We start from the raw sequence: 26,108 nt of genomic DNA on the forward strand, positions 1-26,108 counted from the left end.
GTAAACAATGAAAAAAGAATGAGTATAGTAAAAATAAGAGGGATAGGTTTAATATCCCCCATATCCTTATTAATCCTTTTATTTATCCTATTCTAGTTTAAATTTCTTTTCCGCCATAGCAACTAGTTTATACATAACAAAGGCAATGATAGAAAGTATAACAATGCTCATCATGACCATATCTAATTGAGATATTTGTCCGCCATAAACAATTAAGAAACCAAGGCCTTCTCTTGCTACTAGAAATTCACCCATTATTACACCAACCCAAGATAAGCCTACGTTGATTTTTAAAGCTGAAATTAGAACAGGAATGCAATAAGGGATAATTAAATATCTTAATATTTGAATTTTATTAGCTTGGAGGGTTTTCATCAAAAGAATTTTTTCTTTGTCTACCTCTTTAAAACCTGTAAATACACTTATTATTGTAGTTACAATTGAAATTAATAGGGCGATAACAATAATTGCAGCAGTACCATTACCCACCCAAAAGATGATTATTGGAGCTAAAGCAACCTTTGGCAGAGCATTTAATACTACTAAATAAGGATCTAAAACCTTAGCTGTAAATGGGCAGTACCAGAGAAATATAGCTATTATACTACCAAGTATAGTACCTAGTGAAAAACCTAATATTGTCTCGTAGCAAGTAACGCCAATGTGTTTAAATAAGGTTCCATCTTCATAGAAGGTCAAGAAGGATTTAACCATTCTACTTGGGCTTGAGCTTAGGAATGGATCTATCCATTTCATATCTGCAGCAACTTCCCAGAGTGAAATGAAGGCTAGAAGTATAAATAATCTAAAGAAGGTAACTTTCCATCTATCATGTTTTATCTTTTTAATATATAATTCATGTTCATTACTCATTATGAATCCAACTCCTTCCATAGATTATCAAAGTAGCCCTTAAATTCTGCTTCTTTTCTTCTTTGAAAAGGTGTTGCATCATTATTATTGAATACAATTGGAATATCAACTTTTATTAAAGCAGGTCTTTTTGTAAGGACTAAAATTCTATTAGACATAGAAATTGCTTCACTTATATCATGTGTTACCATTATGGCTGTCTTATTTTCCTTCTTTATTATCTCATGTACATCATCACAAACATTAAGTCGTGTTTGATAATCGAGGGCTGAAAAAGGCTCATCTAAAAATAATACTTCAGGATTTAGAGCAAGAGTTCTAATTAGTGCAACCCTCTGTCTCATACCTCCTGAAAGCTCTCTTGGATAATGATTTTTAAATTTTAAAAGCCCATAATCATCTAGTAATTGTTCAACTCTAGACATATTTTCAGTAGTCATTATTTTTTTCACCTTTAATCCCAAGGTTACATTATCAAGTACAGTATCCCATTCAAATAAATGATCCTTTTGAAACATATAGCCGATTTTATTTAAGTTCTTATGAATATCTTCATCCTTAAAAATTATACTTCCACTTGATGGTTCTAAGATTCCACATAAAATATTTAATAGTGTGGATTTACCACAGCCTGAAGGTCCTAAAATACTAAGGAATTCACCAGTTGCAACCTTGAAACTAATATCTTTTAAAGCAGTAGTTTCATCTTTAAGGGAATGATAGTTCTTACATATATTTTTAATATCAAGTAAATTCAATTTATATCACCACCTTATATAATATGTACTAGGTGGAACTGTAACTGTGATGGTGGGAAACTCAGAAAGCGAGTTTCCATCATCCACACTGTTCGTTCTGTTTTAAATTAATTCTCTTTGATAATCTTTTCAGCAAAGGAGTTGTTTACTATATTATCAAAAGAAGGTCTTGAAGGGATAAGTGATGAGTCGTAGGATTGAATTACGTCCATCAATTTGTTTAATTCATCTTTATCAAGGCTAGGATCAGATGCTAAAGCATCTATTTCCTTATAATTGTCAATAACTTTTACAATGATGTCCTTATCAGTTCCAGGGAAGAATGACTCAATTGAGGTAGCTACTTCTTCACTTCTGTGAGATTGAACCCATTTTTGTCCTTTATAGATTGCTCTAGTGAACTTCTCTATAGTTTCAGGGTTATCCTCCATATAAGATTTAGTAGAGAAGAAGCAAGTATAAGCAAGGTTACCTGAATCTTTTCCAATAGAAGCAACTATTTTGCCTCCACCTTCCTTTTCAAGCATAGAAGCTGTTGGTTCAAATAAAGAAACATAGTCAGCAGAGCCAGCCTTAAAAGCACCAGCAGTTGCTGTGAAGTCAATATTTGTAACCATTTCAACATCTTTATTTGGAGTTATTCCATGGTTTTTCATTACATATTCTAGGGCCATTTCTGGTACTCCACCAGGTCTTCCCCCTATTACTTTCTTGCCTTTTAATGATTCCCATTTAAAGTTAGTATCATCTGCTTTACCAACTAAGAAAGAACCATCTCTTTGAGTAAGTTGAGCAAATAGAACAGGATAATCATCTCTGCCTTGATTGTAGATGTATATTACTTGTTCAGGTCCACAGAATCCAACGTCGGCGTTTTTGCTTAAAACATTTTGCATAACCTTATCAGCACCTTGTGCTGACGTAACTCACTTGCGATTTTTTATCGGGAAGGATTGATAGTAGGGTTTTTAGTCTTTTTTTTTAAGCCCTTCACTACCAATAAAGATTATTTCTAGATCTGATGTCTCTCCATTCCAGGTAATCTTTTCAGTAATACCTCTAATAAGTTCTTTCTTTTCATCGAAAGATAACTTATCAATAATGGAACATCTACTAAGAAGGTATTCAATGAAGGAAATGTTAAATTCATCTTCATCTAAATTTTGAACTGAGTTTTTTTGATTTGCTTTATCATTTTTGAGTTGTTTTAATTCTTCTTTTAGAGTTTTTATTTTACTAAATATAATATCAGACAAATCAGGATCCAATGACATCTTGTTAAGTAGATTATCAATTTGGGTTTCCTTTTGAGTTATTAAATTATCTATATTACTTGTATTAATATTATTATTGACGTCTTTCCTGGATTCCTTATATTTTTTCATTAGATTCTCCAATACGGATTGTTTATTAAGTGCAAATTCCTTTATTGCATTTACTACTATAATATCTATATCATTAGCTTTACCATTCAAATTATCACACCTTACGCCTTTGGACTCTTTTTTTAGGTTACAGGCATAATAGAAAAACTTTTTACCACTTATAGGACTTACTGGACCATGCAATATTCTCATTCTTGATCCACACTTATCACACTTTATTATGCTAGTTAGTAGAGCATTGTGGGTCCTAGCTGATAGAATAAATCTATTTTTATTTGATTCTATTAACTTTTGTACTTTAATCCAATCTTCATCAGAAACAATACCATCATGATTACTTACTGCAGCTATCCATTCACTAGTATCCCTTAAGGATCTAGATCGACTACCATTTTTTGAGTATGATTGCTTTAATTTATTGTAAGTAAGTAATCCATGTATACCATCGGCTTCACCACATATCATCATTCCTTTATCTTGAAGATAGGAGAGCACCTTATCACTAGATTTAACATAAACAGAGTTTGTTAATATTCTACTTAGAGTATTCTTAGAAAAATTAGCTCCGCTTTTGGATTTATAATAGTTCTGGAGTAAGTAAGTTTCAAGTGATGCTAGGGAACCTAATTCAATATATTTCTCAAAGATAAGTTTAACAAGATCTAACTCTTTCACGTTTTTTGTAAGTTTTGTCATAGAGCGTTCTTTCATATTTTCATCAAAGAATTTAATAGACTTTGAATTATAACCTAAAGGGGGAACCCCACCAAGCCATCTTCCAGTTTTAGCAAGTTCTAGCATATTGTCACGGACTCTCTCTGCTATAGTTTCTCTTTCTAATTGAGCAAAGACAGAAGATATGTAAATCATTGCCCTTCCCATAGGAGTGGTAGTATCAAATTGTTCTTTTATGCTTACAAAATCAATATTATGTGATTGAAGTATTTCTAAAGTAGAAGAGAAATCTGCTACATTTCTTGAAATACGGTCTAATCTATAGCATATTAATATATCAAATTTTTTATTTTTAACATCTTCCATTAATTCTTGAAATTTTGGTCTATTAGTATTTCCACCTGAGTAGCCTTCATCTTCATATTCATAGAATTCTGTTATTCCTTTATCTCTAAGGTTTAGACCAGCATACTCTTTGCACATTTGAATTTGGTTTTCTATACTTTCCCCCTTAGCAGAAAATTTAGACTTTCTACTATATATTGCGGCTTTCATTTTATCACCTCATTTGATTAATTTTATCAGTATTAGTATATGTTATTTGTAATAAAAAATGTAAGTATATGAGCTGTATTGTGTAGGGGATATACTTAGGAGCTGAAACCTAAGTAAATATTAAATAATAGGTTTATAGGAAAGAAGCAATGAAGAGAAAAGATCTGCTTCAAGCTCTTTGGTATTACTCTTTCTTAATGAGTGAATTTTAAGAAAAGTACAGTCATATTTATTGTGTAAAACTGCATGTCCCAGTTCATGCCCACACGTAGATAGCTGCTCAGCTTTTGGTAAATTAATATTTATATAGATAAAAGTATGATTATTTATGTGTTGCAGTATGCCATTAAGCTCATGATGAAGGTCTACCAAATAGCACTTAATCCCGATTAGTTCACATAGTTTAAAAGGATCGTTAGTATCATATTTTTCTATAAGTCTATCGACATTCTGTTTGATGTACTTCAAGTACCTACACCCCCAATTAATACATATTTTTTAATAATTATCGCGCATAGTTTCAATAAAAAGTAATTTAATACAATATTTTACATATGATAGATAAAATATAGTCCATAACCCTTTTACGCGGATTATGGATATTAAATTACTAATTATTATTTATCTTTTATATCTAACTTATCTAGTATTGCAGCTTGGCGGATACCAAAGCTAAGAGCATCGGCTAAACTTTGTCTGGCATCAGCGGAAAGTTTTTGTCCTGAGCCTATAACCTTTTCAGGTGAGTATAGTAGGAGGTCTCTTAATTCCTTAATTTCAGATAAAACATCTATCTCTTCTATTGATAGAGATCCATCAAAGTTATATCCAGAGGCTTTCATCAGATCCTCATAGGTGACATCATTTTTAGCATGGAGTGCAATTTTGTTTAAAGTCTTTGGTGTTGGAGCTTGGCTAAATTTATTATTTATTATTTTAGATAAATTGCCAGCACTAACCCCGCATTCTTTAGCAAAAGAACTCAAAGATCTATCCCCTTGAGCCTCTCTAGTTAAGTTAGCTAGTAAGGTTGGGTCAAACATATTGTTCAGCTCCTTTTTATATCTATAGTGACATTGTACAGGTTAAATTGCATTAACGCAAGAAATAAATAGAATAAAATTCCAAATAATCATTGCGTATAAGAAACGGATGTGAGTATAATAGTGGCAGAAAGAGGAAAAAAGTAATGAAAGGGTGAGTGTAATTGAGAAATAAATCAGAAAAAATGCAGAAGTTTATTGATGAACAATTTGAGGGGAACAGAAAGGCATGCGCTAGAAAGCTAGATATATCAGAGAGTACGATATGTAGAATTATTAAGGGAGACAATAAAGCTGGAGGTAAATTAATTACTAAGATTATTAAGTACTGTGATGAGAATGAGGTTGATTATAAAGAATATTTATACTTATAAGTTTTCGTACGCGAAAAATAAACATTTCGTACACGAAATATTTATAAAGAAAATAACTAAATTGAGATACAAGCATAGTATTTATTAAGAGAAATCAGTGAAGGGGGTGGGAGCTTGAAGATTAATGTGAATATTGTATATCCAGAGGACAAAACTATTCTATATGAGAAAGCAGCAGATATATTATCAGATATTCTCATTAAAAGGCTCCAACCTAAGGAAGTGAAAAGAGTAATTGAAATACTTGAGGATGAAAATTATGAAATAACTTGGTAGAAGATAAGGCTAATCAGTAAATTACTGATGTAATAGTAGAACACTGTAAATTATCATTATGGTTATGAGATTAGAAATTAATAAACTAATGCTAAATTATGATTTGTATATATGAATATTAATATAGGGACGTAAGGTGAAAATATAAAGGGTTACTCGGGGTTATATAAGAGGGAAATATGGATTTTAAGATTTTTAAGGAATATGTGGAGCTGTGTGAAAAGTTAGAAAGAGTTCCTAATTGGAAAGGTTTAATAGAATTTAATAGAAGATTTATTATAAGTAGGAGGAAAGTTTAGTGGATGGAATGATGTGGATAAAATCAATGACAAATATGTATGAAAGTGAAGCTATGAAATTAATAGATGTAATGCCAGAAAGGGATACTATCCACTTTATTTATAGCAGACTTAAGATTCAAGCGGGAAGAACTAATGATGGAGGATATATTTACTATAAAGAGGAGATTCCATATTCAGAAGAAATGCTAGCTACTATTTTTAATAGACCACTTAACTCTATAAGGCTAGCTTTAAAGACATTGGAAAGTCTAGATCTAATTGAAGTTACAGCAGATAATTATATTAGGATAATTGATTGGGAAGTAGAACAGAATGTACAAGCTATGGATAAAGTAAAGGAGAAAAATAGGAAGAGGATGGCTGCTTATAGGGAAAAAGTAAGGAAGTCTAATAAAAAAGAAAATAGTGATACAGATGATAATAAGGGTGGTGATGATAAACAAGAAAAAGAGCGTGAAGATACTGTAATAGTGGTTAAGGAAGAAAGTGTTCAAGCACGTAATGTGGGTGTAACAAATACTGAAACAGATAGTGTAACAACATGTAATGGTAATGTAACAAAACATGATGATGTTACAGTAACGCCATGTAACACTGATGTAACGATACAGAAGGAGAGAGAGAAAGGAGAGGTAGATAAAGAAGTAGATATAGAAGAGAGAGAAAGGGAGTACCAAGATGAGAAGAGTCAGGAGCAATTGCAGATTGAATTAGATATAGATAGAAAGAAGGCTGCTACCATCAATGAAATTGGCTATAAAATTTTAACCTACTACGAGAGAATAACAGGTAGGATTGGAATTTTTAATTTATCTGCACTAAATGTTGCAATAGGCATTCATGGGGAGATAAATGTTAGATTGGCAATTGATAAAGCACTAGAGCTTAACAAGCCTAATATGACATATATAAATGGCATACTAAAAAATTGGTTAGTAGAAGGTTATCCAAAGGGGGAAGAGATAAATGGGTATAGAGGCAATGGAAAGGATAAGCAACCAGATAAAAACAAATTCTCTGGATTTAAAGCAAATGAGCCAGAAGGAATTACAGAATCAGCAAGAAGAGCAGCAGAGAAAAAGCTTATATAAGTGTGATAAGTGTAGTGATACAGGATGGATTCTAATACCACAGAAGCGCAATCAACCACTTGCAGTTAAGTGTGAATGTATGAAGGTTAAGAAGATAAAAGGTGAGTGGAAAGATTCAGGTATAAGAACCGATATGTGTAATTATACATTTAGGAATTACGAGGTGTGGAATAAAAGTTCTAAGTTAGCTAAGGACACAACTATAGCATATTTTAGTAATTATGAAGAGCTATTTGATAAGAGACATAACAGTATTATGTTATGTGGCCAAGTAGGTTCAGGAAAGACACATCTTGCAGTAGCTTTAGCAATAAATCTGCTTGAAACAAGGAGTAAGGTTATATATATGCCATATAGAGATGTGATCACTCAGATTAAGCAGAACATGTTAGATAATGAGTACTATAGCAAGGTAATAGCAAAGTATAAGACGTGTGAAGTATTACTTATTGATGACCTTTTTAAGGGGAAGGTAAATGAGAGTGATATAAACATAATGTTTGAGATTATTAACTATAGATATTTAAACTGCTTACCTATAATAGTGTCCAGTGAATTTACTATAGAGAAGCTTTTGAGTTTTGATGAAGCTGTTGGATCTAGGATTTATGAAATGTGTAAGAAGTATATAGTAGAAATAGAAAAGGATATTAATAATAATTATAGGCTTAAATAATGGAGGGGTAGTAATGGAGAGAGAGGTTATTATGTTTAGAAAGAAGATTAAGATGATGGAGAGGAGATTGGATAGGATAGTATTAGAGAATCAGGATTTGCTTAGGGATAATACAGCACTTATCTGTGAAAATATGAAACTTAGAAGTACAGTAAGGTGCCTGGAGAATAATATTGCGAATAGAACAGTAGAAGTTAAGACAGATTTAACTACAGCAGTAATAATACTTAGTGGTAAGAGTAGTCAGAATAAATAATATGGGAGGTGAGTAATTTATGAATAATAGTAGTGTATTGGATAAAGATTTAAGTTTATATCTAAAGGATCTTAGGATAAGAGTGCTAGAAGAGGAGCATAAGGTTTTAATTACTGAAAATATGAGAATATCCTGTGAGAATACTTTGCTCAAGAAAAGGTTAGAAGATACGGAGTATGTAAAATAAAAAAGCTTACCAAAGTGGTGCAACACTTGATAAGCAGTAATTAAGTTAATATTGCTAATAGGTTGTAACTGCAATATTAAAATAAGTTATAAGTTGAATATATCATTAAAGCTTTTTATAAGCAATAATCATTAAGTATAGAAATTGATAAAAGAGAAAATGAGGCTTATCTACATAATGTAGATAAGCCTCATTTTTTCACTACTTAACGTTAAGCTTAGTAGTTTGTCTTTGAGTAAGGTTAGCTGAGTATTTCTCAACCAAAGAACCATTCTTTGTGATGAATATGTTCTTTTCAATTATGGTATCCATAAGAGCTCTTACTTCAACATTAGATAATGTTGAAGTAACACCATCAACAGTGATACTAGTTCTATCACCAGAGGCACAGATGAATGACATTGTTAAAATATATTCCATTGGTTAATCCTCCTTTCATAAAGTATGGGTATGGGCTAAGCTTGAGATTCTATCTTAGATGATTCGTTTAAGAAGAAGTCCCTCGTATCATTTTGCAATACTTTAGTTATTGCATCAGCTACAGCATAGACGTCTTCAATTGCAGCATTAGTTTTAACACCACTAAATATTTTCTTTTTATAGGTTGCTTTACCATCCTTGTCTTGACCTGTTTCTATCTCCATTACTAGAGAAGATGAACTTATAACTTTATTAACAGCCATGTGTATTACCTCCTTTTTAGTTTTCATAGAGGATATATGCTTTAAGGGTGAAATTAATAAAAAAGATCTTTGAAAATTGCATGATGCAGTATTTGTCATATATGGTATAATTTATTTAAATGGAGAAAATAAGAGGGGTAGGAGGAAGAAGATATGGCATCAGTTACACAGAGGATAAAACAAATCAAACAACCAAGAGGGGGATATATAAAACCAAAAGAATTTAATGTGACAGTTTTAGAGGATGATATTGAATTAAATCAAACAGAAAATATTCACAGTAGTTTAGTTGGTTTGGCAGTAGATTATATGACCCGTTATTCTAGTGGAACTTCTTTGAAAGAAGCGTTCAGAATTTCAATTATGGGAGCTGCTATTATTAGAGAAGATAAATCTGCACAAAAGTTACTTAACGGAATTCAAGGATTAGATGATAATTCTATATCTAATGCTTGTAAATTAGTTGGATATGATGTTTGTTTTAGAGTTGGAGTTAGTGGATATAGACAAGTAGAAACTATTAACCCTGATAACGATACAATAGCTAATATTCGTTATATGGTACATAGAAGTTTAAAATTTATCGATTTATATGGACCAATAACTAAAGATGGATTTACCTTTGAAGGAGGATATACTGAATTAGTATCGACAGGGGATGGAGATTTTTTAACTAAATCAACTTTATGGGATTTTAAAGTATCGGTTAAAGCACCAACAAATGCACATACACTACAATTGTTAATCTATTACTTAATGGGAATGCATTCAAAACATAAAAAAGATTTTCAGAGTATTGAAAGTTTAGGAATTTTTAATCCTCGCCTTAATAGTGTTTACTTGCTTGAAATTAGTAAAATATCTTCGGAAATTATAGAAGAAGTTTCTGAAAAAGTTATTGGATATTAAAGATAATTAATAGGAATTTTAGTATAAGTTTATTACTGTTTATAAATAATAACATATTAAAATGCATAGTATTCAAAAGTGAATATTCGGTATTTTTAAGCTCACAATTCTAATTACTAATGAAAAAAGTCAGTAAACAAATTGATAGATGTTTACTGACTTTTAATTATGCAACTTTATCATCATTATCTATAACAACTCCAAGTTTTGTAGATATTATTGTATTAAGTTTATTTATTGATGATGTTAATCCTACTATTTGTTTTTCTAATCGTATAAGAAGGTAGGCACTAATTGCAACTGGAAAGCCTACATTGCCAATAAGACCTACTAATTCATTAATCTCCATATAAAGATCACCCCCTCTTCATATAGGATATATGCCTAGGGAGTAACAATTACATTTAGATACTATAAATAATTATAGAGTAAAGGTAATAGAGCTATCCATACAACGTGAGAAATATTAATAACCAGATATACACATGTGGCTATATTAAATATAATGTTTCCTTTACGTAGCTGCGTTTCAGTTGCATCTTGCATTCTATAATATAGAGCTATTAATAGGATACCAGGTATAATTATCTTAATTAATAGAGCCGTAAATTCATTAGTAATAATTCCTGCCATAAAGCCATTGGCCTCTTCAAAAAGACCTGTCCTATATAGGATTAAAGTTAATACTATATCAGATACATTTAAGGCATAAAGTAATATAAATTTCTTTTTAATATTTTCTAAAGTATAGTTTTTAATAAATGGTTTCATATCATCACCTCTGTTAGAGTATGGACAAAGGTAAGTAGATTTAAACATACTACCGATTGAACTCTCTTTCTTTTATACAGTTGTAGTAGTGTTCTATGGCCACATCAACAATAGTACTAACACAGGTAGTTGGATCAGAATGAATAGCTTTAAGTTGATTTAGTTTTTTTATAGTAGTTGGGCGTAATAAATAGGTCCTTTTCAAATTAGGAATTTCTCCATTAATTGATGGAGCAGCTCCATTAGCTATAGGAGTTGTTCTATTATCAAAAATATCTATATCATGTGCTAGTGTAGATCCTACAGTATCAGAATATTTAGGGGGAGGGGGTGTAGACCTACCATTATAAGTTTCTTTGATAGGGATAGTACTTTCATCAGTAAATGAGAATGTAGCAATAGATTCTCCAGTAGGTGGAACATAATCAATAAAAGCTGCTTCATCTAATTCCTCTTCATATGCTAAATCACTTTTACTCATTTTAAAATCTCTCTTTCTGCCCATTACAATTCTCCTTAAAATTTCTTTTATATTAAGGATATATGCTTGTTAGTACCATATTCTAATATCCCTTTATTCTAAAGAACATATATTGTTTAGAATAAATATTCTCAAGAATATATATTGTGAAGAATAAAAGAATATATATTCTGAAGAATATGCTTGTAAAATGCGGGTTACAGAGAGTTATCAAGTGAAAAATAGTTTGTTATTTTAGAGTATATTATTTTAAGGCATATAACTTTTATGGCGGGAGAATTTTTATGCTGCAAAATAAAATGAAGAGGTGTTTTAAATGATTAAGGATCAAATAAAAATGGAATCAGATGAGAGGGAAGTATTTGATAAGAAGCAGATTGCTTTGGCAATTAGGAATTCAACTTTTGAGGATGATTTGAATTGCTCATTACTTGATGACCAGGTGATAAAGAATTGTGATGGATGTTCTTTGAAGAATATTTGTAAGGGGATAGATAGGGTGGCGGATGAATATATTGATAGTACTACTGAAGTTGTGAGTTCGTTTAATTTTGCATAGTTTTTTAGTGTAGGCATTGGAGATAATCCAGTGTCTATTTATTTTACTAGTAATAATAAATTATAGTGAGGATTTAAGATGATAGAATTATTTGTATTTTAAAGGAATATAAGTAAGGATGTAGAATATATCGAATAATAGAGTGTACTTAGCAATATAGAAATATAATGGGGTGATAAGGATGAAAATTACGATGGAAATGAGTAAGGGTGCTTATGAGATTGCAAAGATGGTGTATTCAGGTCAAGTCACACGTAAAGATGCAAAGAGTATGATAAATAAGGAAACAGGTATGAGTGAGGGATCCGCACATGCTTTTATAACAATTTTTTTGGCTATGATGGATGGAGAAGAATATAAAAGAGCTTTTAATAATCAGACAAATAAGTTCCTATTAGAAAGCATTAGAAAAGATTATGGTGATGATATATTAAAAAATGCTTTAGATGCAGTTCAAAAGCATATTAAGTATTATTCTACCTTGGGGAAAGGAAATTTGGTTGGGTTACAAGATATTATAAATCAAATGAGGTAGTTTCGGTTAAGGTGAAAATATCGTGATTTGTAAATAGATAAAAAATAAGTACTTATGGAGAGCGATTAAAGATAATCTGGTACCTTTTTAAATTTTCGCTACGAATTATATCTATAATATGTAGCCCCAATAATAAAAGTTTATATATTTGAAAAATATATAAACTTTGCTCTTATGCAAGTAAATATATGCTTGGAAAAGCATTAAAATAAATATCAATGGTCTATACAGTATGCTTATCAATTGGATAGTGGAAGGAATATTAAGGCGTGAACTATAAATGTAGGAGGGATTTTTGTGTATTTTATATTTGGGGAAAGAGATAATAAAATTATTCATATTGATGAAATTACCCCTAATGAAAATGGACTTAAATGTAATTGTATATGTCCATCTTGTGGAGAAAAATTAAAGGCAAGCACACTTGGTACACATAATAAAAAATATTTCTCACATAAAGGTAATTCAAATTGTATTAATAATCTTGAAACGGCTATGCATAAATTTGCAAAAGAAGTAATTGAAAAAGAGAAGAAAATTAAAATACCCCAAATAATGTATAGTAAAAACTGCAAAGAATTTGAAATAGTGAAAGAACAAGTAATAGATTTTGACAAAATAGAATTAGAAAAATATTTATCAGATTTTGATTTTAAGCCGGATGTAATAATTTATAAAAATGACATACCATTAGTAATAGAGGTTGCAGTAACACACAAAGTAGATGAGGAAAAAAAGAATAAAATAATTAAAAGTAATATTTCTACAATTGAAATATTTTTTGATAAAAATGAAATATTTCAGTTAAGTAAAGAGGAACTTGAGAATAAGATTATTAATGATACTGAAAATAAGATATGGATATTTAATAGGGTGGAAGATAGTAAAAAAAAGAATATTGATGATATGCTTTTAGCTAAAAAAATGCAAAAAAGACCTGAAACACGATCTTTTGAAGAGTTGGATCTTGAAAGGTTGAAGGATAAATATAAGGTAGATATAAACAATTTTCCGCATGTACTTAAAAGTTCCAAAAATGATTTATTCATATTTAGATATTACACAATAAAAACATATTGGAGACTAATAGTGTGGGATAAATTCATTAATAAAAAATATAAAAAAGCAATAACTGTTGATGATGTAGAGCATTGGTTTCATAATACATATACCTCTAAACAGGATCTAAGTAATCTAAAAAATCATATGAAAAATTATATGAATGTGTCAAATGCAATCGTAAAGTTTTTTGAAGAATTAGCAGCAAAGAATATATTAATAAATCCAGTTCCACATAAGTATCAATATAAAAATATTAATAAAGTTATATCTCAATATAAGTATCAAATAAATCCCCAAAATCTTGATGTTTTCAGGGGCATATTAAAGAAGATAGAATGGACAAAATTTAGCGGGACTTGGAGTGGGATAGTTTATAAATGTCCAAGGTCTCAACTGGAAGATCATGATTTAAGAATTGAAGATATAAAAACTTGTGAGAAGTGCAAATATTTTAATGATTATGTTTACGAAGAAGGAAGAAAGATATCAATAAAATGTAGAGGTGTGGTGAGATGATAAATACTTATTAGGATAATGGGTTTTAGAAAATTAAATGGTTGTTTAGTATCAGCAATACTAAACAACCATTTTTTATAGAATACTTCCCATCATAGGATAATCAGCTTCACCAATACCACCGAATAAAGGATTTATATAAGAATGTAAAAAAAGTTGATATTGTAAAAGAAGTACTACCATATTTATTACCCAAAGTATCGATGGATATCTGTAGGGAGCTTTGCATCTATATCCTATTACTCTCAAAAGAGAGGAATGGAAATAAAAAATCCTTAGGAGCAAAATTCCTAAGGATTTTAGTTGAAAAATATCTTTGGCATATAGAAATCTTCAATAGATCTATTGAGTTTTTTTAGCAATGTAGCCTTCTTATAAATAGCTGTTTGGTAGTGCATATTTTTTATAAGAGAATATTCTTTTACCGTATTATCTTTTATTATTATGAAGTCAAGTAGTTCCTTTTCCTCAGAATTCAACTTTCTTAATGCATTCTTTAAGGCTTGTGATTCACATATCTTACATAGATTTTCATCTATTTCATTTATTTCAGATAGATTAAGTTCTTCTAAATCACCACCAAGAGTTAAAGCATTAATACCATCTGTAGCAGATCTGCGTTTAGATTTTCTTATAAGCAAGTAGATAGAGTTTCTAATTGAGGTAGTAGCATAAGCTACAAAGCGATGTCTTTTAATATCATAACAATGAATAGTATTTAATAGTACTTTATAGCATTCATTTTGTATGTCAGTAATATCATATCCATCTATAAAACTTTTACTTGATAGATTAAATATAAATGGTTGAAATTCCTTAATTAGCTTTTCAGTAGATTTATTATCTCCAGTTCTTGCTTTCAGGACCAATTTCTCTATTTCGTTATAATCCATAAATAAAATCACCCCTCTCATTTAGTATATATGCTTTGCATGAGTATATCTTAAATGGAGGTGTTAAAAGATGAAAATAAAAACTTTAGCAATTGATATTGGCCATAATGTAAATGGTGATTTTGGAGCAATAGGCATTAGGAGAGAGGATGACCTTAATAGAGAAGTTGGTAATTTATTAATTAGTAAGTGTAGAGCTATAGAAATTAATGTTATTAACTGTACTCCTAGTAGTGCAACAGGACTTAGGGATTCTTTGAGTAAAAGATGTGTTGCTGCTAATAATGCCGCTGCAGATTTCTTTATATCAATTCATCATAATGCTTGTCCTGGAGGATATGGGACAGAGGTATTGTGTTTAACAGGTGGATTAGCAGAACAAGTTGGTAATGTAATACTTAGTGAGATAAGTCAACTTGGATTAAGGAATAGAGGGGTTAAGGATAGAAGAGATCTTTATGTAATTAATAATACTAATATGAAGGCTATCATTATTGAATGTGCTTTCTGTGATAGTAAGACTGATATGACTAGATATAGTTCAGAGAGAATGGCTGAGGCTATATTCAAGGGGATATGTAAGGCTTTTAATATTAACATTTCTTCAGGGAACAATAATGACAGTGGAGCAGTTTACCATGCTGTTGTTAGTGGAGATACTTTGTGGGGAATAAGCAGAAAATATGGGGTTAGTGTTGATAGGCTAGTTGAGAATAATGGAATTAAGGATAGGAATATGATTTGTGTGGGGCAGAAGATTAAAGTTAATTAAAAATAGTGATGTGGTAATCTAATAAAGTTAAGGGTGTATAAATTAGAAAATACAATAATTAAGAATTGTAAGGAAATCCACTATATCGATACTGCATTAATAAATATTGATATAGTAGGATTTTTTGCCTAAAATAAAAAATAAGAATAGAGTACAAGTATAAAAAATCATTTAAATTATATGGTGAATTTACAAAACTTTAATTATGAAACAAAAATAGATAGCGATACCAGTTAGTTTTTGGAAAAAATTATCAAAAAATTAAAATTAATTGATACTAAGTTTTAGTGTTACATTTAAATGCAAAAAATACAGTTGAGTGGTGGATTTTGATGAGATTAGTATTTTAGAGGGAATCAACTATAATAATAGTGGTGATAGTATTTTAGATAAATTTTGCCATGGATATGTAAAGGAATAGGAATTATATATGTTTATATTGGCTTTTATGAAAAGATAATATATAATTACTATATTTTAGAGTAGGATTTTAATATAATTAAAAAATAAGTATATATGAATCAAATCAATAAGTTTATTGTTAGAAGTTGCAAGACTATTGAATAAGAAAATTATGTTATAATGAAGAAAACTAATATTAGATTGAATGGAGATAAAAAATATTATGGATTTTAAATTTGCAGATTTATTTTGTGGCGGTGGAGGAATGTCTTTAGGATTTATTGAAGCTGGTTTTAAAGAAGTTGTGGCTGCTGATTATTGGGAAATGGCTAAAGTAAATTATACATCGTATCATAAATTTAGTGAAACCGAATTTATGCAATTAAATTTGTCTGAAGAAAGTGATAGAAAAAAAATAATTCAAAAATTAAAAACTGAGAAAATAGATTTACTTGCTGGAGGACCGCCATGCCAGGGGTTTAGTACTTTAGGAAAAAGACAAGATGAGGATTTGCGTAATATGCTAGTAGATGCATATTTAGAAATTGCAATTGAAGTAAGACCAAACTTTGTTGTTATGGAAAATGTTACAGCTATGCAAAGTATGAAGCATTCGTCAGGGAAAAAGTATCCTGAATTTGCAAAGGATTTATTAAGAGAAAATGGATACTTTGCTGAGACAACTATTTTGAGTGGAGATCAAGTAGGATTAGCTCAAACCAGAAAAAGAATGTTTCTCATTGCTGCAAAGAAAAGTATCTTAAAGGAAAATGTTGATTTTGCAAATGAATTAGAAAAAATATTAAAATATCATACCAAAGGAAATACATTTAAAACAGTGAAAGATGTTATATTTGATTTACCAAGATTTGAGAGTGGTCAAGGCGAAGATGAATTGGAGATAGATGGAAAAGTTATTTATAACCATAATGTATTCAAATATAGAACAGATAATTTAAATAGGATTAGTACTGTTCCATATGGTGGAGGATTACAGGATATTCCAGATAACCTTCTTTCAAACCATCTTAAAAAGATGAAAAGTGGGGGATACGGAAGTGGCGGTTTTGTAAAAAATTTGTATGGAAGATTGGAATGGGAAAAACCATCAGGCACTATAGTAGCAGGTATTAAGAAAATAACCTGTGGGAGATTTTTTCACCCTGAATGTGATAGGTTATTAACTGTAAGAGAAGCTGCGAGATTACAATCTTTTCCAGATGATTATTTTTTCAAAGGAAGCATGATTGATCAATATACAGTCGTTGGTAATGCTGTACCACCAAAGTTTTCAGAGTTGTTAGGTAAAGTTATTAAAGATTTGTATAAAAAGCATATGAGGTGATGTTATGAAAATAAAATATATAGCATGGAAAAAGGTTATATGTAGTGAAGTGAAACGCTTGATTTATGGAATTCAAGGTCCAGGTATTTCTAATAAGGGGGATCAAGCAATACAAAATTTTAATATTATTAACGAAAATCCAGGCCTGTGGCGTGGATTTACTAACGGACAAATTATTCCTAGAAAAAAAGAAATCGAGAGACAGAATAGACAAAATGGAACTTCATTAAAAACAACATTCGATATACCATTAGCAAACTCAGTGAATCCACTTAGACTTTGGGAAGATAAAAATGATGCTAGAAAAAATCCGGTAAAAATTAATCATGAAATATGGGATAGAAATCAAAATCATGAAAAAGCAATAATTGAAATCTGGTATCTGGGGTACATGCGTATTCTGGATAAATTGTTATCAAAGTACATTGAAATCAATGGTGAAGAGTATGAAGCTACGGCATTAAAGGAATTCATTTCAGAAAGATTAGAAAGTGAATCATTAACAAGAGAGAATTTACTAAAATGGATTTATGATACTCAGGATGGCTTCAATTCTTTAACAATTGATACTACTTTTCTAGCTGACAGCAATATAAAAAATATAAAAACATTAGTTGAGAGTAACTTTTATTTAGTAGTTAAATGTGTAGATGATGATGGAAATGAAAGTAATTATGCTTTAATGGCTAATGTACATGCTCATAATCTACACCCATTAATAAAAAGTTACCTAACCTCTAATGAAAAAGGAGGGGAGTATGTAGATATCGACATTCAAATGAATTTGCCGGATATAGGTAATAAACAAGTGTCGGAATCTTTAGCTAAAAATAATAATATTATTTTATATGGACCACCAGGAACGGGGAAAACTAGATTATTGATGGATATTGTTAATACTTTTAAAATGAATACGATTTTTGATGATTTTAATACCCAAGAACCGTTTTTATCAATGGGAAATAGTAATAAAAGTGCAATGAAGTGGTGTACTTTTCATGCTAATTATGCCTATGAGAATTTTGTGGTGGGCTTAGAGCCTGTTGTGAAAAATAGAAGATTGGGATATACCAACCATATAGGTCCATTTTTAGAGCTTGCTGATAAATCAGAACAAGGATATAAAACTTTGCTTGTCATTGATGAAATAAATCGAGCGAAAACAGATGATGTTTTTGGAAATACTATTGCATTATTAGATAAGAAAGTAAAAGCTAAAGAATCAATTATGCTTCCTTATGATGTTGAAATGGAAAATGGAAGGGTAATAAGATCTGTTTCAGTAGGAGAAGATTTCTATATTATTGGAACTATGAATTCTCTAGATAAAAGTACAAGCCCTTTATCCACTGAATTTAAAAGAAGGTTTAAAGTAATAGAAATATTACCTGATGTAGAGGTTTTGAGAGAATATTTATCTAGCAATATTTACATTGATAAAGAGTTTTGTGATTTTTGTTGCCAATTAATGCAATACTTAAATAGATTTATTCAAAATTGGTGTGGCAAGGAATATATGTTTGGCCAGGGCTATTTCTGGGAATTAACAAGAGCAAGTAGCAATATTGAAGAGGTTTTTAAAGATATTATTACTAATAAACTAATTCCGCATATAAAAGAGGTTGTTCCTTCAGAAGCCTATGCTGATTTATTTGGTAATAAAAATTTAGAAATCGTCTATTCTGCAAATGAATATGGATATATTATTAAGGATTTAACATCATTAAATAGTACTGCTATTATTAATGCTATGGCAAATGCATGTAAACACCATTATAGAATGGAAGAAATAGAAGAAGAGAATGAAGTGACAACCTTTGAAGAATATGAAAAGAAAAAGGTAGCTGGAATTTTGGGTAGGTTGCATAATTATAAAAATGTAATATTAACAGGTTGTTCCGGCGTTGGAAAAAGTACTATTACTAAAATTATAGCTAATGATCCTAGTTTCTCTGAAACAAGCAAAATGCATTGGCATGAATCTACCTCTTATGATGAGGTTATTGAAGGAATTGCAACTGATATTGTAGGAGATGAAATAAACTATTCTATAAAAGATGGAATGGTTAAAGCTTTAGCAAAGAAAAATATTGATAAAAATAGTAGTAGACTTATGATTCTAGAAAACATAAACAGAAGTAATGCAGCAGAAAATTTTGGGGAACTAATTACGCTACTTGAACAAGATAAAAGAGATGCAGTTAAGATTCAGGGATATGAAGAAGATATAATTATTCCATCTGATATGTGTTTCTTATGTACGATGACACCATCTATATATTCAAATAATAGGCTTGATAGTGCATTAAAAAGAAGATTTTTAATAATAGAATTAACTCCTGATTATAAGATGCTAGAACTCTGGTTAGAGGTTGGAAATATGTCTATTGACTTGAATGAAGTTGATGATATTATCTCTTTAAGTATTCCACAGAGAAATTTGTTAGCCATAGATATTTTAAAATCTGTTAATGAAAGAATTCAAGAAAACGTAGATGAAAATTGTCAAATTGGGCATGGTGCATTATGGGGATTAAAGCAACATAATAGCTTTAGGGAGTTTATAAATATTATAGAAAATGAATTATTGGTACAAGTTGAAGATTTGTGTATAGATACCGAAGTAGCTGAAAAGATATTAGGTATTAATTCTCCTTTGATCCAAAGATTTTATCATGGAATCGAAGTCAGGTCATTATCTTCTCTTACTGAAGAAGAAATAGAATTAGCCATTAGGGAGTTGATAAAAGTTGGATAAGCTTATTTTAGAGGAGAATAAAAAATATATTTTTGCGGATAATGAAAAAGATGTTATACCCCTATTATTGGAGTTAAATGCAGAAATTAAGAAGGAATTAGGCTTAAGAAAGTTACCTTTTCAATTTTTAAATGATAGAACTATCTATGTAAGTGGTATTATTGGAAATTTAACATTTGGCAATTTAAATATTTTAGTGTATCCAAAATTCTGTTCAAATGAAAATTCTACTTATGAGGACCAAAGAACAAGACTACAGAGATTGTATTTAAGGACATTAAAATGTGCAAAGGAGAATATAAAGTCTGTAGTTTATTTTAGTAAGTATAGTATTAATGGTGAGCTGTTTTCTTTTGCTGATGCCATAGCTGAACATTATATACAATGCTTATCAAGAGCTTTAGGTCAATGTAAAATTTCACAATATGAACAGAAGGAAGAAAGACTATCTGCTATTAGGGGGAAAATTCTAATTCAGAAGCAAATATCTTCGCCTATAGTTGACGCTAAAACTTGGTGTAGATATAAACAAATAAGTGAAAATAATGAGTTTAATCAATTATTAGCCTGGACTTGTACGTTTTTAGCTGGACTAACTTCTGATGTAAGAAAAAAAAAAAAATTACATAGACTAAGAAGTGAAATAGATACAAGTCCAAATAATTTAACTGTTCAAGTTGTAAAAAAATTAAATTTACCTAAACAATTTAGTGCTTATACTGAAAGCTTTCAGTTGGCAAAGAACTTATTTATAGGGAATTCATGTAAAGCGGAAAGAAAAATAGGCGGGAATACTATTAATGGATATATTATTAATATGGAGCGGTCATTTGAAAATATTATTAGTTATTATATTAAAAAAGCATCATCAAGTTTAAAGATGTTACACAAAGCACAAGCTAAGCAGCTATTGGCTATAAATAATAACACAAATAGTTTGGATTATTATGTTAAACCAGATGATTTGTTGAATTATAAAGGAAATGATTTAGTATTAGATGCAAAATATAAAGTTTTAAGTGATAAGTCAAATATTAATAATAAACCAAGTAGAGAAGACCTATATCAAATTGTTTGTAGTTGTATTGCATATGAAGCAAACGAAGCAATATTGTTTTATCCAATTAATACCGATAGATATAAGCAGAATTGGACAATAAGTAAGCAAATTAATAATAGAACCATTTGCATAAGTGCAATTGGTATAGATATTTTTTTAGATGATAACATGTTAATAAGTAACATTTGCGAAGTAGTAAAGAATACTAGTTTTTATAGAGGAGTTATTAATGAACAATAAATATTTATTTCCTAGCAATAAAATTGGAGATTTATTGCTACCAGAAACTATTACATCAGTTATTGAACTATTAAGGATTGATGATAATGAAAAAATTGGATTAGATGAAGCTAATATTGCTATATTAGAGAAGAAAGTTAAATATACATTTTCTAAGATTAATAATAGAACTAACACCAAAGAGTTTTGTAGTAATAGAGATATTAAAAATAATGGATTAAATATAATAGATTTATTTTGTGGTGCTGGTGGAAGTAGTTCAGGGTTTAGACTAGCTGGTTGCAATATAGTGGGAGCGATGGATATTAACCCTGCAGCGGTTGCTACACATGATCTTAATTTTAGAAATTGTAAAACAGTATTGGGTGATATAGCATTAGTAACACCGGAACAGTTTGCAGAGAAAATAAATTATCAAACAATTGATATATTAATAGGGAGTCCGCCATGTCAAACTTTTTCATCATTAAGCCAAGGAAAGATTCGTTCATTGGGAAAAGACATTTCAAAAGATATAAGAAATTATTACTATAAGAATTATCTTGATTATTTATCATATTTTAAGCCTAAAGCATTTTTAATGGAAAATGTACCTGGATTTATGACTAAATATAAAGGGGAACTTTTTAAAGATTTATTAAAATATTTAAAGGATAATCATCCAGAATATGAAGTGAAATATGAAGTATTGGATGCAAGTGATTTTAGCGTTCCACAAAGTAGAAAAAGATTATTTATTTGTGGGTATTTAAAGAAATTAGATTTTTCATTTCCGATTGCTAATAACGAGTTTGTTGAAAATAACCTTAATAAGGTAACAGTTGAAAATGCAATTAGTGATTTACCTCATATTTCGGATGATTGGAGGTTAGACAGAATGCCATACAAAGAGTTTGATAATTTAACCAAGTATCAAAAATTTATGAGAGTTAATCAAGAGCTTGTATGCAATAATATATGTAGAGTTTCTAATTCAATGGCAAAAAAGATGTTTGATAAGTTAAAGCCAGGACAAAGATATATTCAATTAACCGATGAGGAAAAAAGTGAAATTGAATTATTTGATTCATTTGCATCATCTGTTATTAAAGGGCGTTGTAGAAAGTTACCAACAGATGATATTGCATGGACAGTTATAGCACATATTGGAATGGATGGTTATGAATATATTCATCCTACAGAATGTAGAACTTTGTCTGTTAGAGAAGCTGCAAGATTACAATCTTTTACAGATGATTTTGTTTTTGTTGGAAATATGAGGGAACAGTATGTACAAATAGGTAATGCAGTGCCACCATTATTAAGTTATGCAATAGCAAAAGAGCTGTGTAAATGTGTATTAAACAATAAGAATGAAAAAGCTAGACATAGTTTATAATATAGATTAGTTACTTTAAGCTATTGAAAATAAATCTTTAATCTAGTCACTTTTGAGATCCTATAGGGGGCAATGTGATAAAATTGTAGAATTATTTTTTATAACGATATATGTTATATGAGCAAACATTATAAGGTTAAGATTAATGATTTGTATATATCTAATAAAAATGGTCATTAACTTTAGAACTATACATATGAATAGATCTGAAATTATAGATAAGTTGGCAGATGCTCAACTTATCTATAATTTATCCGATAAAAGGAATATTTGGACAATCTCAAAAAGATAGACTATATAAGTAGTGATATTATAGATTTCATTATATCTAGAAGAGAATCTTACTATAGATATTCAGCTATCACAATGGGTCTATTCCCATACCCTTGATAAAATTATAGAAGGGTAGGGAATAGATTTTTTTCTTTAATTGTAGGTTTTATTGTAACTAGCTCCGCATGCAAGAGGAAGGTGGACAGGTGTTACACTAGTGCCACTTCCTCTTCCAGCTCCGCCCTGTCCACCTATTCAGTGGACAGAAATGAAGCTTTGGACTAACTTCAAGAAATAGATTATAGAAGTTATGTTATTAATTATTGGTTTTACTTTAGTTGTTATTTATCCTAGAGATGTTCCTCTATTACATGAAACTAGTCCAAAGCAAAAAAAAATAAATAAGGAGCAGCCAAAAGCTGCCCCTAGGGTGGTACTATTAAGTGATTATTAGAATTATATTTTAATTATTGACTACAATATTACTTCTAATACATCCTAACATTATTAATTATAGGTACTTAGTATTTAGAGTATTATCTCCTATAGTTACTATTACCTGTGTACCATATAAAGAGACTTTGGGCACCTGGTACCTACACCCTAAAAAGTACAGGCTATTACCCTACATTTCTAAGCTCCTTGTAGTCTCTCAATACTTCGAGCCTCCAATTAGCTAAGAACTGTTTGGGATTAAGCTAGTCCTTTTTTGGGTACCCGTAGGGGTGCAGTGTACTTAAACTGTTTATTATCTTTTATAACTATAGAAGTTGTATAGGTAAGGATAATATAGCTAAGATTAATGTTCTGTCTATATGTCCACCTCCATCGTAACTAAAGTGTTAGCTGCATATGGAGGTGTTATTGTTATGTGAGCTTTTAATTTTTGAGTGGGTGAGGAGATGGACACAACCCACCCACCCTCCTTTTTCTAAAACTATAGATGTTATTCGCAAGGCTACAAACTGAATGTTTCGATATATCCTGAGGCACAGCATTTAACGAAACATTAAGTTAGCAGCCTATTATTTTATTTAGGGTAAAGATGAGTTACGTAGTTCTTCTGTCCACCTTCTACAAACGATATAGCTCGATATATCTTGAGCACAACATCTAACGACCAATATCCATTGTAGAAAGGTGGACGTATCCCACCCCCCACCCTCTGTTATTGGAATAGGTGATTAGTTACTAGATCTAAAGAATTAATAAGAGTTATAGGGTTATGTAGATAATGCAGTTTTAACTATAGTAGCGGTTGAAACTAAAAATTATTATTGACATATATAGTCCCATATGAAGAAAGGTTACTATGATCCACCAGATGGAGGAGTGGCTGACGGAGCCTTGTCCATATTTTGAATTGATGATATTTAATATAGTTAATATCGGTGGATAAGGGGAGAATTATATCATATGGGGTGTACAAGCTAATGGTTGTACATTACACATTTCATGATCACTGAGGTTATTTAAATATGTAAATAATATTTTTTTATCTTCACTTAAATTGTATATAAAGTAGTAAAAATGGAAATAATATTAGTATAAAGTAATACTTTATAAAGCAATAAGTGGAGGTAATGAAGATGGAATTTGTAACTGATAACGGAATTAGATTTACTCAAAATAAGGAAGGATATTCAATAGAGGATTTCATAGCTAAAGGACCTAGTTCAACTACAGTAATATTACCTAATGACATATTTGTTGAATTTGAAGGAGAAAAATACATAGACAGCTATGAGCTGCCGTTTTAATTGAATAAAAGGGGATGGGATATTTATTATATGATGGGGAATGAAAAGTTGAGGCAATATTGTCTGGAGCATAACATTAATGCTTATAAACTATCTAAAATTACTGGTGTGAGCATGACATATTGTTATAGGCTGCTTAAAGATGAAATGGACAATCCTAGTATTAGTACACTAAATAGAATTGCCATAGCTCTTGGAGTGGAGATAAAAGAATTAATTTAAAGTGAGAGAGGTGTTTAATTACATCTCTATTTTAATATAACAATTAAAAATTTTATTTACATATTGATAATAACTAAATGGAATATAATGTGCAGTTGATAAAAGTAGGACAAGCACCCCGATGTGATACAATTTCTAATTAAACCACCATAGTAAGACTATAGTACCTTGGTTCGTGAAAAGAGGGAAGAATTCTATAGGATATATAGCAGGGGGTGGTTCATAGTGACTAGAATCCACATCGGGTATATATGTCAATAAAATATTTAATCGTTAGTACCATATTTATAGTATCAGTGGCATGAAGAGAAAATATTAATATACGCCCTTGCCTTTTAATGGCATGAACAATTAAGTTTAAATAAAATTTATAGTTTAACAAAATAAAGAATCTAAGATATGATACTGTAAAGCTCGTATTATATCTTGGATTCTTTTTGATTGTAGTATATTTATAGATTAGGATACTATGGAATATAACTCATTCTGGAGTGTTTTGTGAGTTGTGGGAATTTTTAAGTGCTGTTAATACAAGGTCTGTAGTCATTGATATTCCATAAGCATAGCGAATAATCTTTTTGCTATACAAACCCATAACAGAAGCTAAGTAAGTCCATCCATCCTTTAATGTATGAATATATGTAATATCGCTAATCCATTTCTTATTAGGATGTTATTTATATTTTTTTACAATTACTGAATGCAAGTTCATTTTTTTCATTAACCTTTCAACTATTTTTCATGTACCTTTAAATTATATATTTCTATTAGTTGTGTATGGATTTTGGGTGAGGCATATCTGCCTTAGCTTTCGTAATATATATTTTTAATATATTCTTTCAACAACCTAGTTTCTTTAGATCTTGGTAACTTTTCTTTATTTAAAGCCTCGTAATAACTAGCTCGTGCTATAGCTAGAACCTAACAGATTGTAGCTATACCATAATCTTTTTGTAAAGTATTGTTTTTTACAATTATATTTTACTATAAATCTCAATTTCATCGGAGTTTGGAATTTATTTTTTATTTAAAAAGAGC

30 protein-coding genes and 1 pseudogene are annotated in these 26,108 nt (G+C 30.1%); 18 read left to right on the forward strand and 13 right to left on the reverse strand.

The features are described from left to right. Nucleotides 1-87: 87 nt before the first annotated feature. The 6 genes from ACSYT2_RS03235 to ACSYT2_RS03260 all read right to left on the reverse strand — a co-directional run bounded on the left by ACSYT2_RS03235 (nucleotide 88) and on the right by ACSYT2_RS03260 (nucleotide 5,289). Nucleotides 88-873: an ABC transporter permease gene (locus tag ACSYT2_RS03235; RefSeq protein WP_438383436.1), complete on the reverse strand. Its 786-nt coding sequence runs from the start codon at nucleotides 871-873 to the stop codon at nucleotides 88-90. Continuing rightward, nucleotides 873-1,631, reverse strand: coding sequence for an ABC transporter ATP-binding protein (locus tag ACSYT2_RS03240; RefSeq protein WP_438383438.1), 759 nt, complete (start codon nucleotides 1,629-1,631; stop codon nucleotides 873-875). Before ACSYT2_RS03240 ends, ACSYT2_RS03235 begins: the two co-directional genes overlap by 1 nt. Nucleotides 1,632-1,738: 107 nt before the next feature. Further along, entirely contained in the window at nucleotides 1,739-2,527 is a 789-nt protein-coding gene (locus ACSYT2_RS03245; RefSeq protein ID WP_438383439.1) for an ABC transporter substrate-binding protein, read from the reverse strand. Nucleotides 2,528-2,599: 72 nt separating this feature from the next. Then, entirely contained in the window at nucleotides 2,600-4,246 is a 1,647-nt protein-coding gene (locus ACSYT2_RS03250) for a recombinase family protein (RefSeq protein WP_438383441.1), read from the reverse strand. A gap of 120 nt (nucleotides 4,247-4,366) precedes the next feature. Next, complete coding sequence (locus ACSYT2_RS03255; protein ID WP_438383443.1) at nucleotides 4,367-4,714, reverse strand: ImmA/IrrE family metallo-endopeptidase; 348 nt, start codon at nucleotides 4,712-4,714, stop codon at nucleotides 4,367-4,369. Nucleotides 4,715-4,863: 149 nt separating this feature from the next. Then, nucleotides 4,864-5,289, reverse strand: a complete 426-nt coding sequence (locus tag ACSYT2_RS03260) for a helix-turn-helix domain-containing protein (protein WP_438383445.1) — start codon at nucleotides 5,287-5,289, stop codon at nucleotides 4,864-4,866. A 164-nt stretch (nucleotides 5,290-5,453) separates the two neighbouring features. On the opposite strand from ACSYT2_RS03260, the gene ACSYT2_RS03265 reads away from it, so the two are divergent. From ACSYT2_RS03265 to ACSYT2_RS03290, 6 genes are all read left to right on the forward strand, one after another. Then, nucleotides 5,454-5,663, forward strand: coding sequence for a hypothetical protein (locus ACSYT2_RS03265; RefSeq protein WP_438383447.1), 210 nt, complete (start codon nucleotides 5,454-5,456; stop codon nucleotides 5,661-5,663). A gap of 114 nt (nucleotides 5,664-5,777) precedes the next feature. After that, nucleotides 5,778-5,939 (forward strand): hypothetical protein, encoded by a 162-nt coding sequence (locus tag ACSYT2_RS03270; RefSeq protein WP_438383449.1) that lies wholly within the window; start codon nucleotides 5,778-5,780, stop codon nucleotides 5,937-5,939. A 307-nt stretch (nucleotides 5,940-6,246) separates the two neighbouring features. Beyond that, nucleotides 6,247-7,332 carry a phage replisome organizer N-terminal domain-containing protein gene (locus tag ACSYT2_RS03275; RefSeq protein WP_438384994.1) on the forward strand — a complete coding sequence of 362 codons (1,086 nt, stop codon included), beginning with the start codon at nucleotides 6,247-6,249 and terminating at the stop codon, nucleotides 7,330-7,332. Then, nucleotides 7,274-8,008, forward strand: a complete 735-nt coding sequence (locus ACSYT2_RS03280; protein WP_438383451.1) for an ATP-binding protein — start codon at nucleotides 7,274-7,276, stop codon at nucleotides 8,006-8,008. The genes ACSYT2_RS03275 and ACSYT2_RS03280 overlap by 59 nt, the downstream gene beginning before the upstream one ends. Before the next feature lie 13 nt (nucleotides 8,009-8,021). Next, nucleotides 8,022-8,264: a hypothetical protein gene (locus tag ACSYT2_RS03285; protein WP_438383453.1), complete on the forward strand. Its 243-nt coding sequence runs from the start codon at nucleotides 8,022-8,024 to the stop codon at nucleotides 8,262-8,264. A gap of 19 nt (nucleotides 8,265-8,283) precedes the next feature. Continuing rightward, entirely contained in the window at nucleotides 8,284-8,451 is a 168-nt protein-coding gene (locus tag ACSYT2_RS03290; RefSeq protein ID WP_438383454.1) for a hypothetical protein, read from the forward strand. Between the two features lie 201 nt (nucleotides 8,452-8,652). Here the strand turns inward: ACSYT2_RS03290 and ACSYT2_RS03295 are convergent, their stop codons facing one another. Both ACSYT2_RS03295 and ACSYT2_RS03300 read right to left on the reverse strand, forming a co-directional pair. Then, nucleotides 8,653-8,871, reverse strand: coding sequence for a DUF2922 domain-containing protein (locus tag ACSYT2_RS03295; protein WP_438383455.1), 219 nt, complete (start codon nucleotides 8,869-8,871; stop codon nucleotides 8,653-8,655). Between the two features lie 35 nt (nucleotides 8,872-8,906). Then, nucleotides 8,907-9,134, reverse strand: coding sequence for a DUF1659 domain-containing protein (locus ACSYT2_RS03300; RefSeq protein ID WP_438383457.1), 228 nt, complete (start codon nucleotides 9,132-9,134; stop codon nucleotides 8,907-8,909). A gap of 153 nt (nucleotides 9,135-9,287) precedes the next feature. Here ACSYT2_RS03300 and ACSYT2_RS03305 point away from each other — a divergent pair, with 153 nt between their 5' ends. Continuing rightward, nucleotides 9,288-10,043: a hypothetical protein gene (locus ACSYT2_RS03305; protein WP_438383458.1), complete on the forward strand. Its 756-nt coding sequence runs from the start codon at nucleotides 9,288-9,290 to the stop codon at nucleotides 10,041-10,043. A gap of 166 nt (nucleotides 10,044-10,209) precedes the next feature. On the opposite strand, the gene ACSYT2_RS03310 is transcribed toward ACSYT2_RS03305, so the two are convergent. From ACSYT2_RS03310 to ACSYT2_RS03320, 3 genes are all read right to left on the reverse strand, one after another. Further along, complete coding sequence (locus tag ACSYT2_RS03310) at nucleotides 10,210-10,392, reverse strand: YvrJ family protein (RefSeq protein WP_438383459.1); 183 nt, start codon at nucleotides 10,390-10,392, stop codon at nucleotides 10,210-10,212. Nucleotides 10,393-10,454: 62 nt separating this feature from the next. Then, nucleotides 10,455-10,814 carry a DUF5658 family protein gene (locus ACSYT2_RS03315; RefSeq protein ID WP_438383462.1) on the reverse strand — a complete coding sequence of 120 codons (360 nt, stop codon included), beginning with the start codon at nucleotides 10,812-10,814 and terminating at the stop codon, nucleotides 10,455-10,457. Between the two features lie 49 nt (nucleotides 10,815-10,863). Beyond that, entirely contained in the window at nucleotides 10,864-11,319 is a 456-nt protein-coding gene (locus ACSYT2_RS03320; RefSeq protein WP_438383464.1) for a hypothetical protein, read from the reverse strand. Nucleotides 11,320-11,611: 292 nt separating this feature from the next. Here ACSYT2_RS03320 and ACSYT2_RS03325 point away from each other — a divergent pair, with 292 nt between their 5' ends. The 3 genes from ACSYT2_RS03325 to ACSYT2_RS03335 all read left to right on the forward strand — a co-directional run bounded on the left by ACSYT2_RS03325 (nucleotide 11,612) and on the right by ACSYT2_RS03335 (nucleotide 13,967). Then, nucleotides 11,612-11,854 carry a hypothetical protein gene (locus tag ACSYT2_RS03325; RefSeq protein WP_438383466.1) on the forward strand — a complete coding sequence of 81 codons (243 nt, stop codon included), beginning with the start codon at nucleotides 11,612-11,614 and terminating at the stop codon, nucleotides 11,852-11,854. Nucleotides 11,855-12,035: 181 nt separating this feature from the next. After that, nucleotides 12,036-12,389, forward strand: coding sequence for a tetraspanin family protein (locus ACSYT2_RS03330; RefSeq protein WP_438383468.1), 354 nt, complete (start codon nucleotides 12,036-12,038; stop codon nucleotides 12,387-12,389). Nucleotides 12,390-12,686: 297 nt separating this feature from the next. Then, nucleotides 12,687-13,967 (forward strand): competence protein CoiA family protein, encoded by a 1,281-nt coding sequence (locus ACSYT2_RS03335; RefSeq protein WP_438383469.1) that lies wholly within the window; start codon nucleotides 12,687-12,689, stop codon nucleotides 13,965-13,967. 299 nt (nucleotides 13,968-14,266) lie between these two features. On the opposite strand, the gene ACSYT2_RS03340 is transcribed toward ACSYT2_RS03335, so the two are convergent. Beyond that, nucleotides 14,267-14,860 (reverse strand): sigma-70 family RNA polymerase sigma factor, encoded by a 594-nt coding sequence (locus ACSYT2_RS03340; RefSeq protein ID WP_438383470.1) that lies wholly within the window; start codon nucleotides 14,858-14,860, stop codon nucleotides 14,267-14,269. 70 nt (nucleotides 14,861-14,930) lie between these two features. On the opposite strand from ACSYT2_RS03340, the gene ACSYT2_RS03345 reads away from it, so the two are divergent. The 8 genes from ACSYT2_RS03345 (at nucleotide 14,931) to ACSYT2_RS03380 (ending at nucleotide 25,070) form a co-directional block, all read left to right on the forward strand. Further along, entirely contained in the window at nucleotides 14,931-15,632 is a 702-nt protein-coding gene (locus ACSYT2_RS03345) for an N-acetylmuramoyl-L-alanine amidase (protein ID WP_438383472.1), read from the forward strand. A gap of 625 nt (nucleotides 15,633-16,257) precedes the next feature. After that, complete coding sequence (locus ACSYT2_RS03350) at nucleotides 16,258-17,379, forward strand: DNA cytosine methyltransferase (protein WP_438383473.1); 1,122 nt, start codon at nucleotides 16,258-16,260, stop codon at nucleotides 17,377-17,379. 4 nt (nucleotides 17,380-17,383) lie between these two features. Further along, the gene (locus tag ACSYT2_RS03355) at nucleotides 17,384-20,137 is read left to right on the forward strand and encodes an AAA family ATPase (RefSeq protein ID WP_438383475.1); all 2,754 of its coding nucleotides are present in this window, start codon (nucleotides 17,384-17,386) and stop codon (nucleotides 20,135-20,137) included. Continuing rightward, entirely contained in the window at nucleotides 20,130-21,437 is a 1,308-nt protein-coding gene (locus ACSYT2_RS03360) for an McrC family protein (protein ID WP_438383476.1), read from the forward strand. The genes ACSYT2_RS03355 and ACSYT2_RS03360 overlap by 8 nt, the downstream gene beginning before the upstream one ends. After that, nucleotides 21,427-22,815 (forward strand): DNA cytosine methyltransferase, encoded by a 1,389-nt coding sequence (locus ACSYT2_RS03365; RefSeq protein ID WP_438383478.1) that lies wholly within the window; start codon nucleotides 21,427-21,429, stop codon nucleotides 22,813-22,815. The genes ACSYT2_RS03360 and ACSYT2_RS03365 overlap by 11 nt, the downstream gene beginning before the upstream one ends. A gap of 583 nt (nucleotides 22,816-23,398) precedes the next feature. Next, complete coding sequence (locus ACSYT2_RS03370; RefSeq protein ID WP_438383480.1) at nucleotides 23,399-23,542, forward strand: hypothetical protein; 144 nt, start codon at nucleotides 23,399-23,401, stop codon at nucleotides 23,540-23,542. A gap of 1,135 nt (nucleotides 23,543-24,677) precedes the next feature. Further along, nucleotides 24,678-24,848, forward strand: a complete 171-nt coding sequence (locus tag ACSYT2_RS03375; RefSeq protein WP_438383481.1) for a hypothetical protein — start codon at nucleotides 24,678-24,680, stop codon at nucleotides 24,846-24,848. A 30-nt stretch (nucleotides 24,849-24,878) separates the two neighbouring features. Further along, entirely contained in the window at nucleotides 24,879-25,070 is a 192-nt protein-coding gene (locus tag ACSYT2_RS03380) for a helix-turn-helix domain-containing protein (protein WP_438383483.1), read from the forward strand. A 481-nt stretch (nucleotides 25,071-25,551) separates the two neighbouring features. On the opposite strand, the pseudogene ACSYT2_RS03385 reads toward ACSYT2_RS03380, so the two are convergent. Then, a pseudogene (locus ACSYT2_RS03385) lies at nucleotides 25,552-25,731 on the reverse strand (IS3-like element ISBce13 family transposase); the annotation flags it as partial. Nucleotides 25,732-26,108 lie beyond the last annotated feature (377 nt).

This window comes from Clostridium zhoujianii (genome assembly GCF_051590805.1).
GTDB lineage: Bacteria > Bacillota > Clostridia > Clostridiales > Clostridiaceae > Clostridium.

Bases quoted from the DNA above. Each gene is read 5' to 3' on its own strand.
- ACSYT2_RS03350 (WP_438383473.1), top strand. From the start codon at position 16,258: ATGGATTTTAAATTTGCAGATTTATTTTGTGGCGGTGGAGGAATGTCT.
- ACSYT2_RS03245 (WP_438383439.1), bottom strand. From the start codon at position 2,527: ATGCAAAATGTTTTAAGCAAAAACGCCGACGTTGGATTCTGTGGACCT.
- ACSYT2_RS03300 (WP_438383457.1), bottom strand. From the start codon at position 9,134: ATGGCTGTTAATAAAGTTATAAGTTCATCTTCTCTAGTAATGGAGATA.
- ACSYT2_RS03345 (WP_438383472.1), top strand. From the start codon at position 14,931: ATGAAAATAAAAACTTTAGCAATTGATATTGGCCATAATGTAAATGGT.
- ACSYT2_RS03295 (WP_438383455.1), bottom strand. From the start codon at position 8,871: ATGGAATATATTTTAACAATGTCATTCATCTGTGCCTCTGGTGATAGA.
- ACSYT2_RS03365 (WP_438383478.1), top strand. From the start codon at position 21,427: ATGAACAATAAATATTTATTTCCTAGCAATAAAATTGGAGATTTATTG.
- ACSYT2_RS03340 (WP_438383470.1), bottom strand. From the start codon at position 14,860: ATGGATTATAACGAAATAGAGAAATTGGTCCTGAAAGCAAGAACTGGA.
- ACSYT2_RS03280 (WP_438383451.1), top strand. From the start codon at position 7,274: ATGAGCCAGAAGGAATTACAGAATCAGCAAGAAGAGCAGCAGAGAAAA.
- ACSYT2_RS03325 (WP_438383466.1), top strand. From the start codon at position 11,612: ATGATTAAGGATCAAATAAAAATGGAATCAGATGAGAGGGAAGTATTT.
- ACSYT2_RS03235 (WP_438383436.1), bottom strand. From the start codon at position 873: ATGAGTAATGAACATGAATTATATATTAAAAAGATAAAACATGATAGA.
- ACSYT2_RS03320 (WP_438383464.1), bottom strand. From the start codon at position 11,319: ATGGGCAGAAAGAGAGATTTTAAAATGAGTAAAAGTGATTTAGCATAT.
- ACSYT2_RS03355 (WP_438383475.1), top strand. From the start codon at position 17,384: ATGAAAATAAAATATATAGCATGGAAAAAGGTTATATGTAGTGAAGTG.
- ACSYT2_RS03375 (WP_438383481.1), top strand. From the start codon at position 24,678: ATGGAATTTGTAACTGATAACGGAATTAGATTTACTCAAAATAAGGAA.
- ACSYT2_RS03290 (WP_438383454.1), top strand. From the start codon at position 8,284: ATGAATAATAGTAGTGTATTGGATAAAGATTTAAGTTTATATCTAAAG.
- ACSYT2_RS03370 (WP_438383480.1), top strand. From the start codon at position 23,399: ATGTTATTAATTATTGGTTTTACTTTAGTTGTTATTTATCCTAGAGAT.
- ACSYT2_RS03380 (WP_438383483.1), top strand. From the start codon at position 24,879: ATGATGGGGAATGAAAAGTTGAGGCAATATTGTCTGGAGCATAACATT.
- ACSYT2_RS03275 (WP_438384994.1), top strand. From the start codon at position 6,247: ATGATGTGGATAAAATCAATGACAAATATGTATGAAAGTGAAGCTATG.
- ACSYT2_RS03310 (WP_438383459.1), bottom strand. From the start codon at position 10,392: ATGGAGATTAATGAATTAGTAGGTCTTATTGGCAATGTAGGCTTTCCA.
- ACSYT2_RS03260 (WP_438383445.1), bottom strand. From the start codon at position 5,289: ATGTTTGACCCAACCTTACTAGCTAACTTAACTAGAGAGGCTCAAGGG.
- ACSYT2_RS03330 (WP_438383468.1), top strand. From the start codon at position 12,036: ATGAAAATTACGATGGAAATGAGTAAGGGTGCTTATGAGATTGCAAAG.
- ACSYT2_RS03305 (WP_438383458.1), top strand. From the start codon at position 9,288: ATGGCATCAGTTACACAGAGGATAAAACAAATCAAACAACCAAGAGGG.
- ACSYT2_RS03285 (WP_438383453.1), top strand. From the start codon at position 8,022: ATGGAGAGAGAGGTTATTATGTTTAGAAAGAAGATTAAGATGATGGAG.
- ACSYT2_RS03315 (WP_438383462.1), bottom strand. From the start codon at position 10,814: ATGAAACCATTTATTAAAAACTATACTTTAGAAAATATTAAAAAGAAA.
- ACSYT2_RS03250 (WP_438383441.1), bottom strand. From the start codon at position 4,246: ATGAAAGCCGCAATATATAGTAGAAAGTCTAAATTTTCTGCTAAGGGG.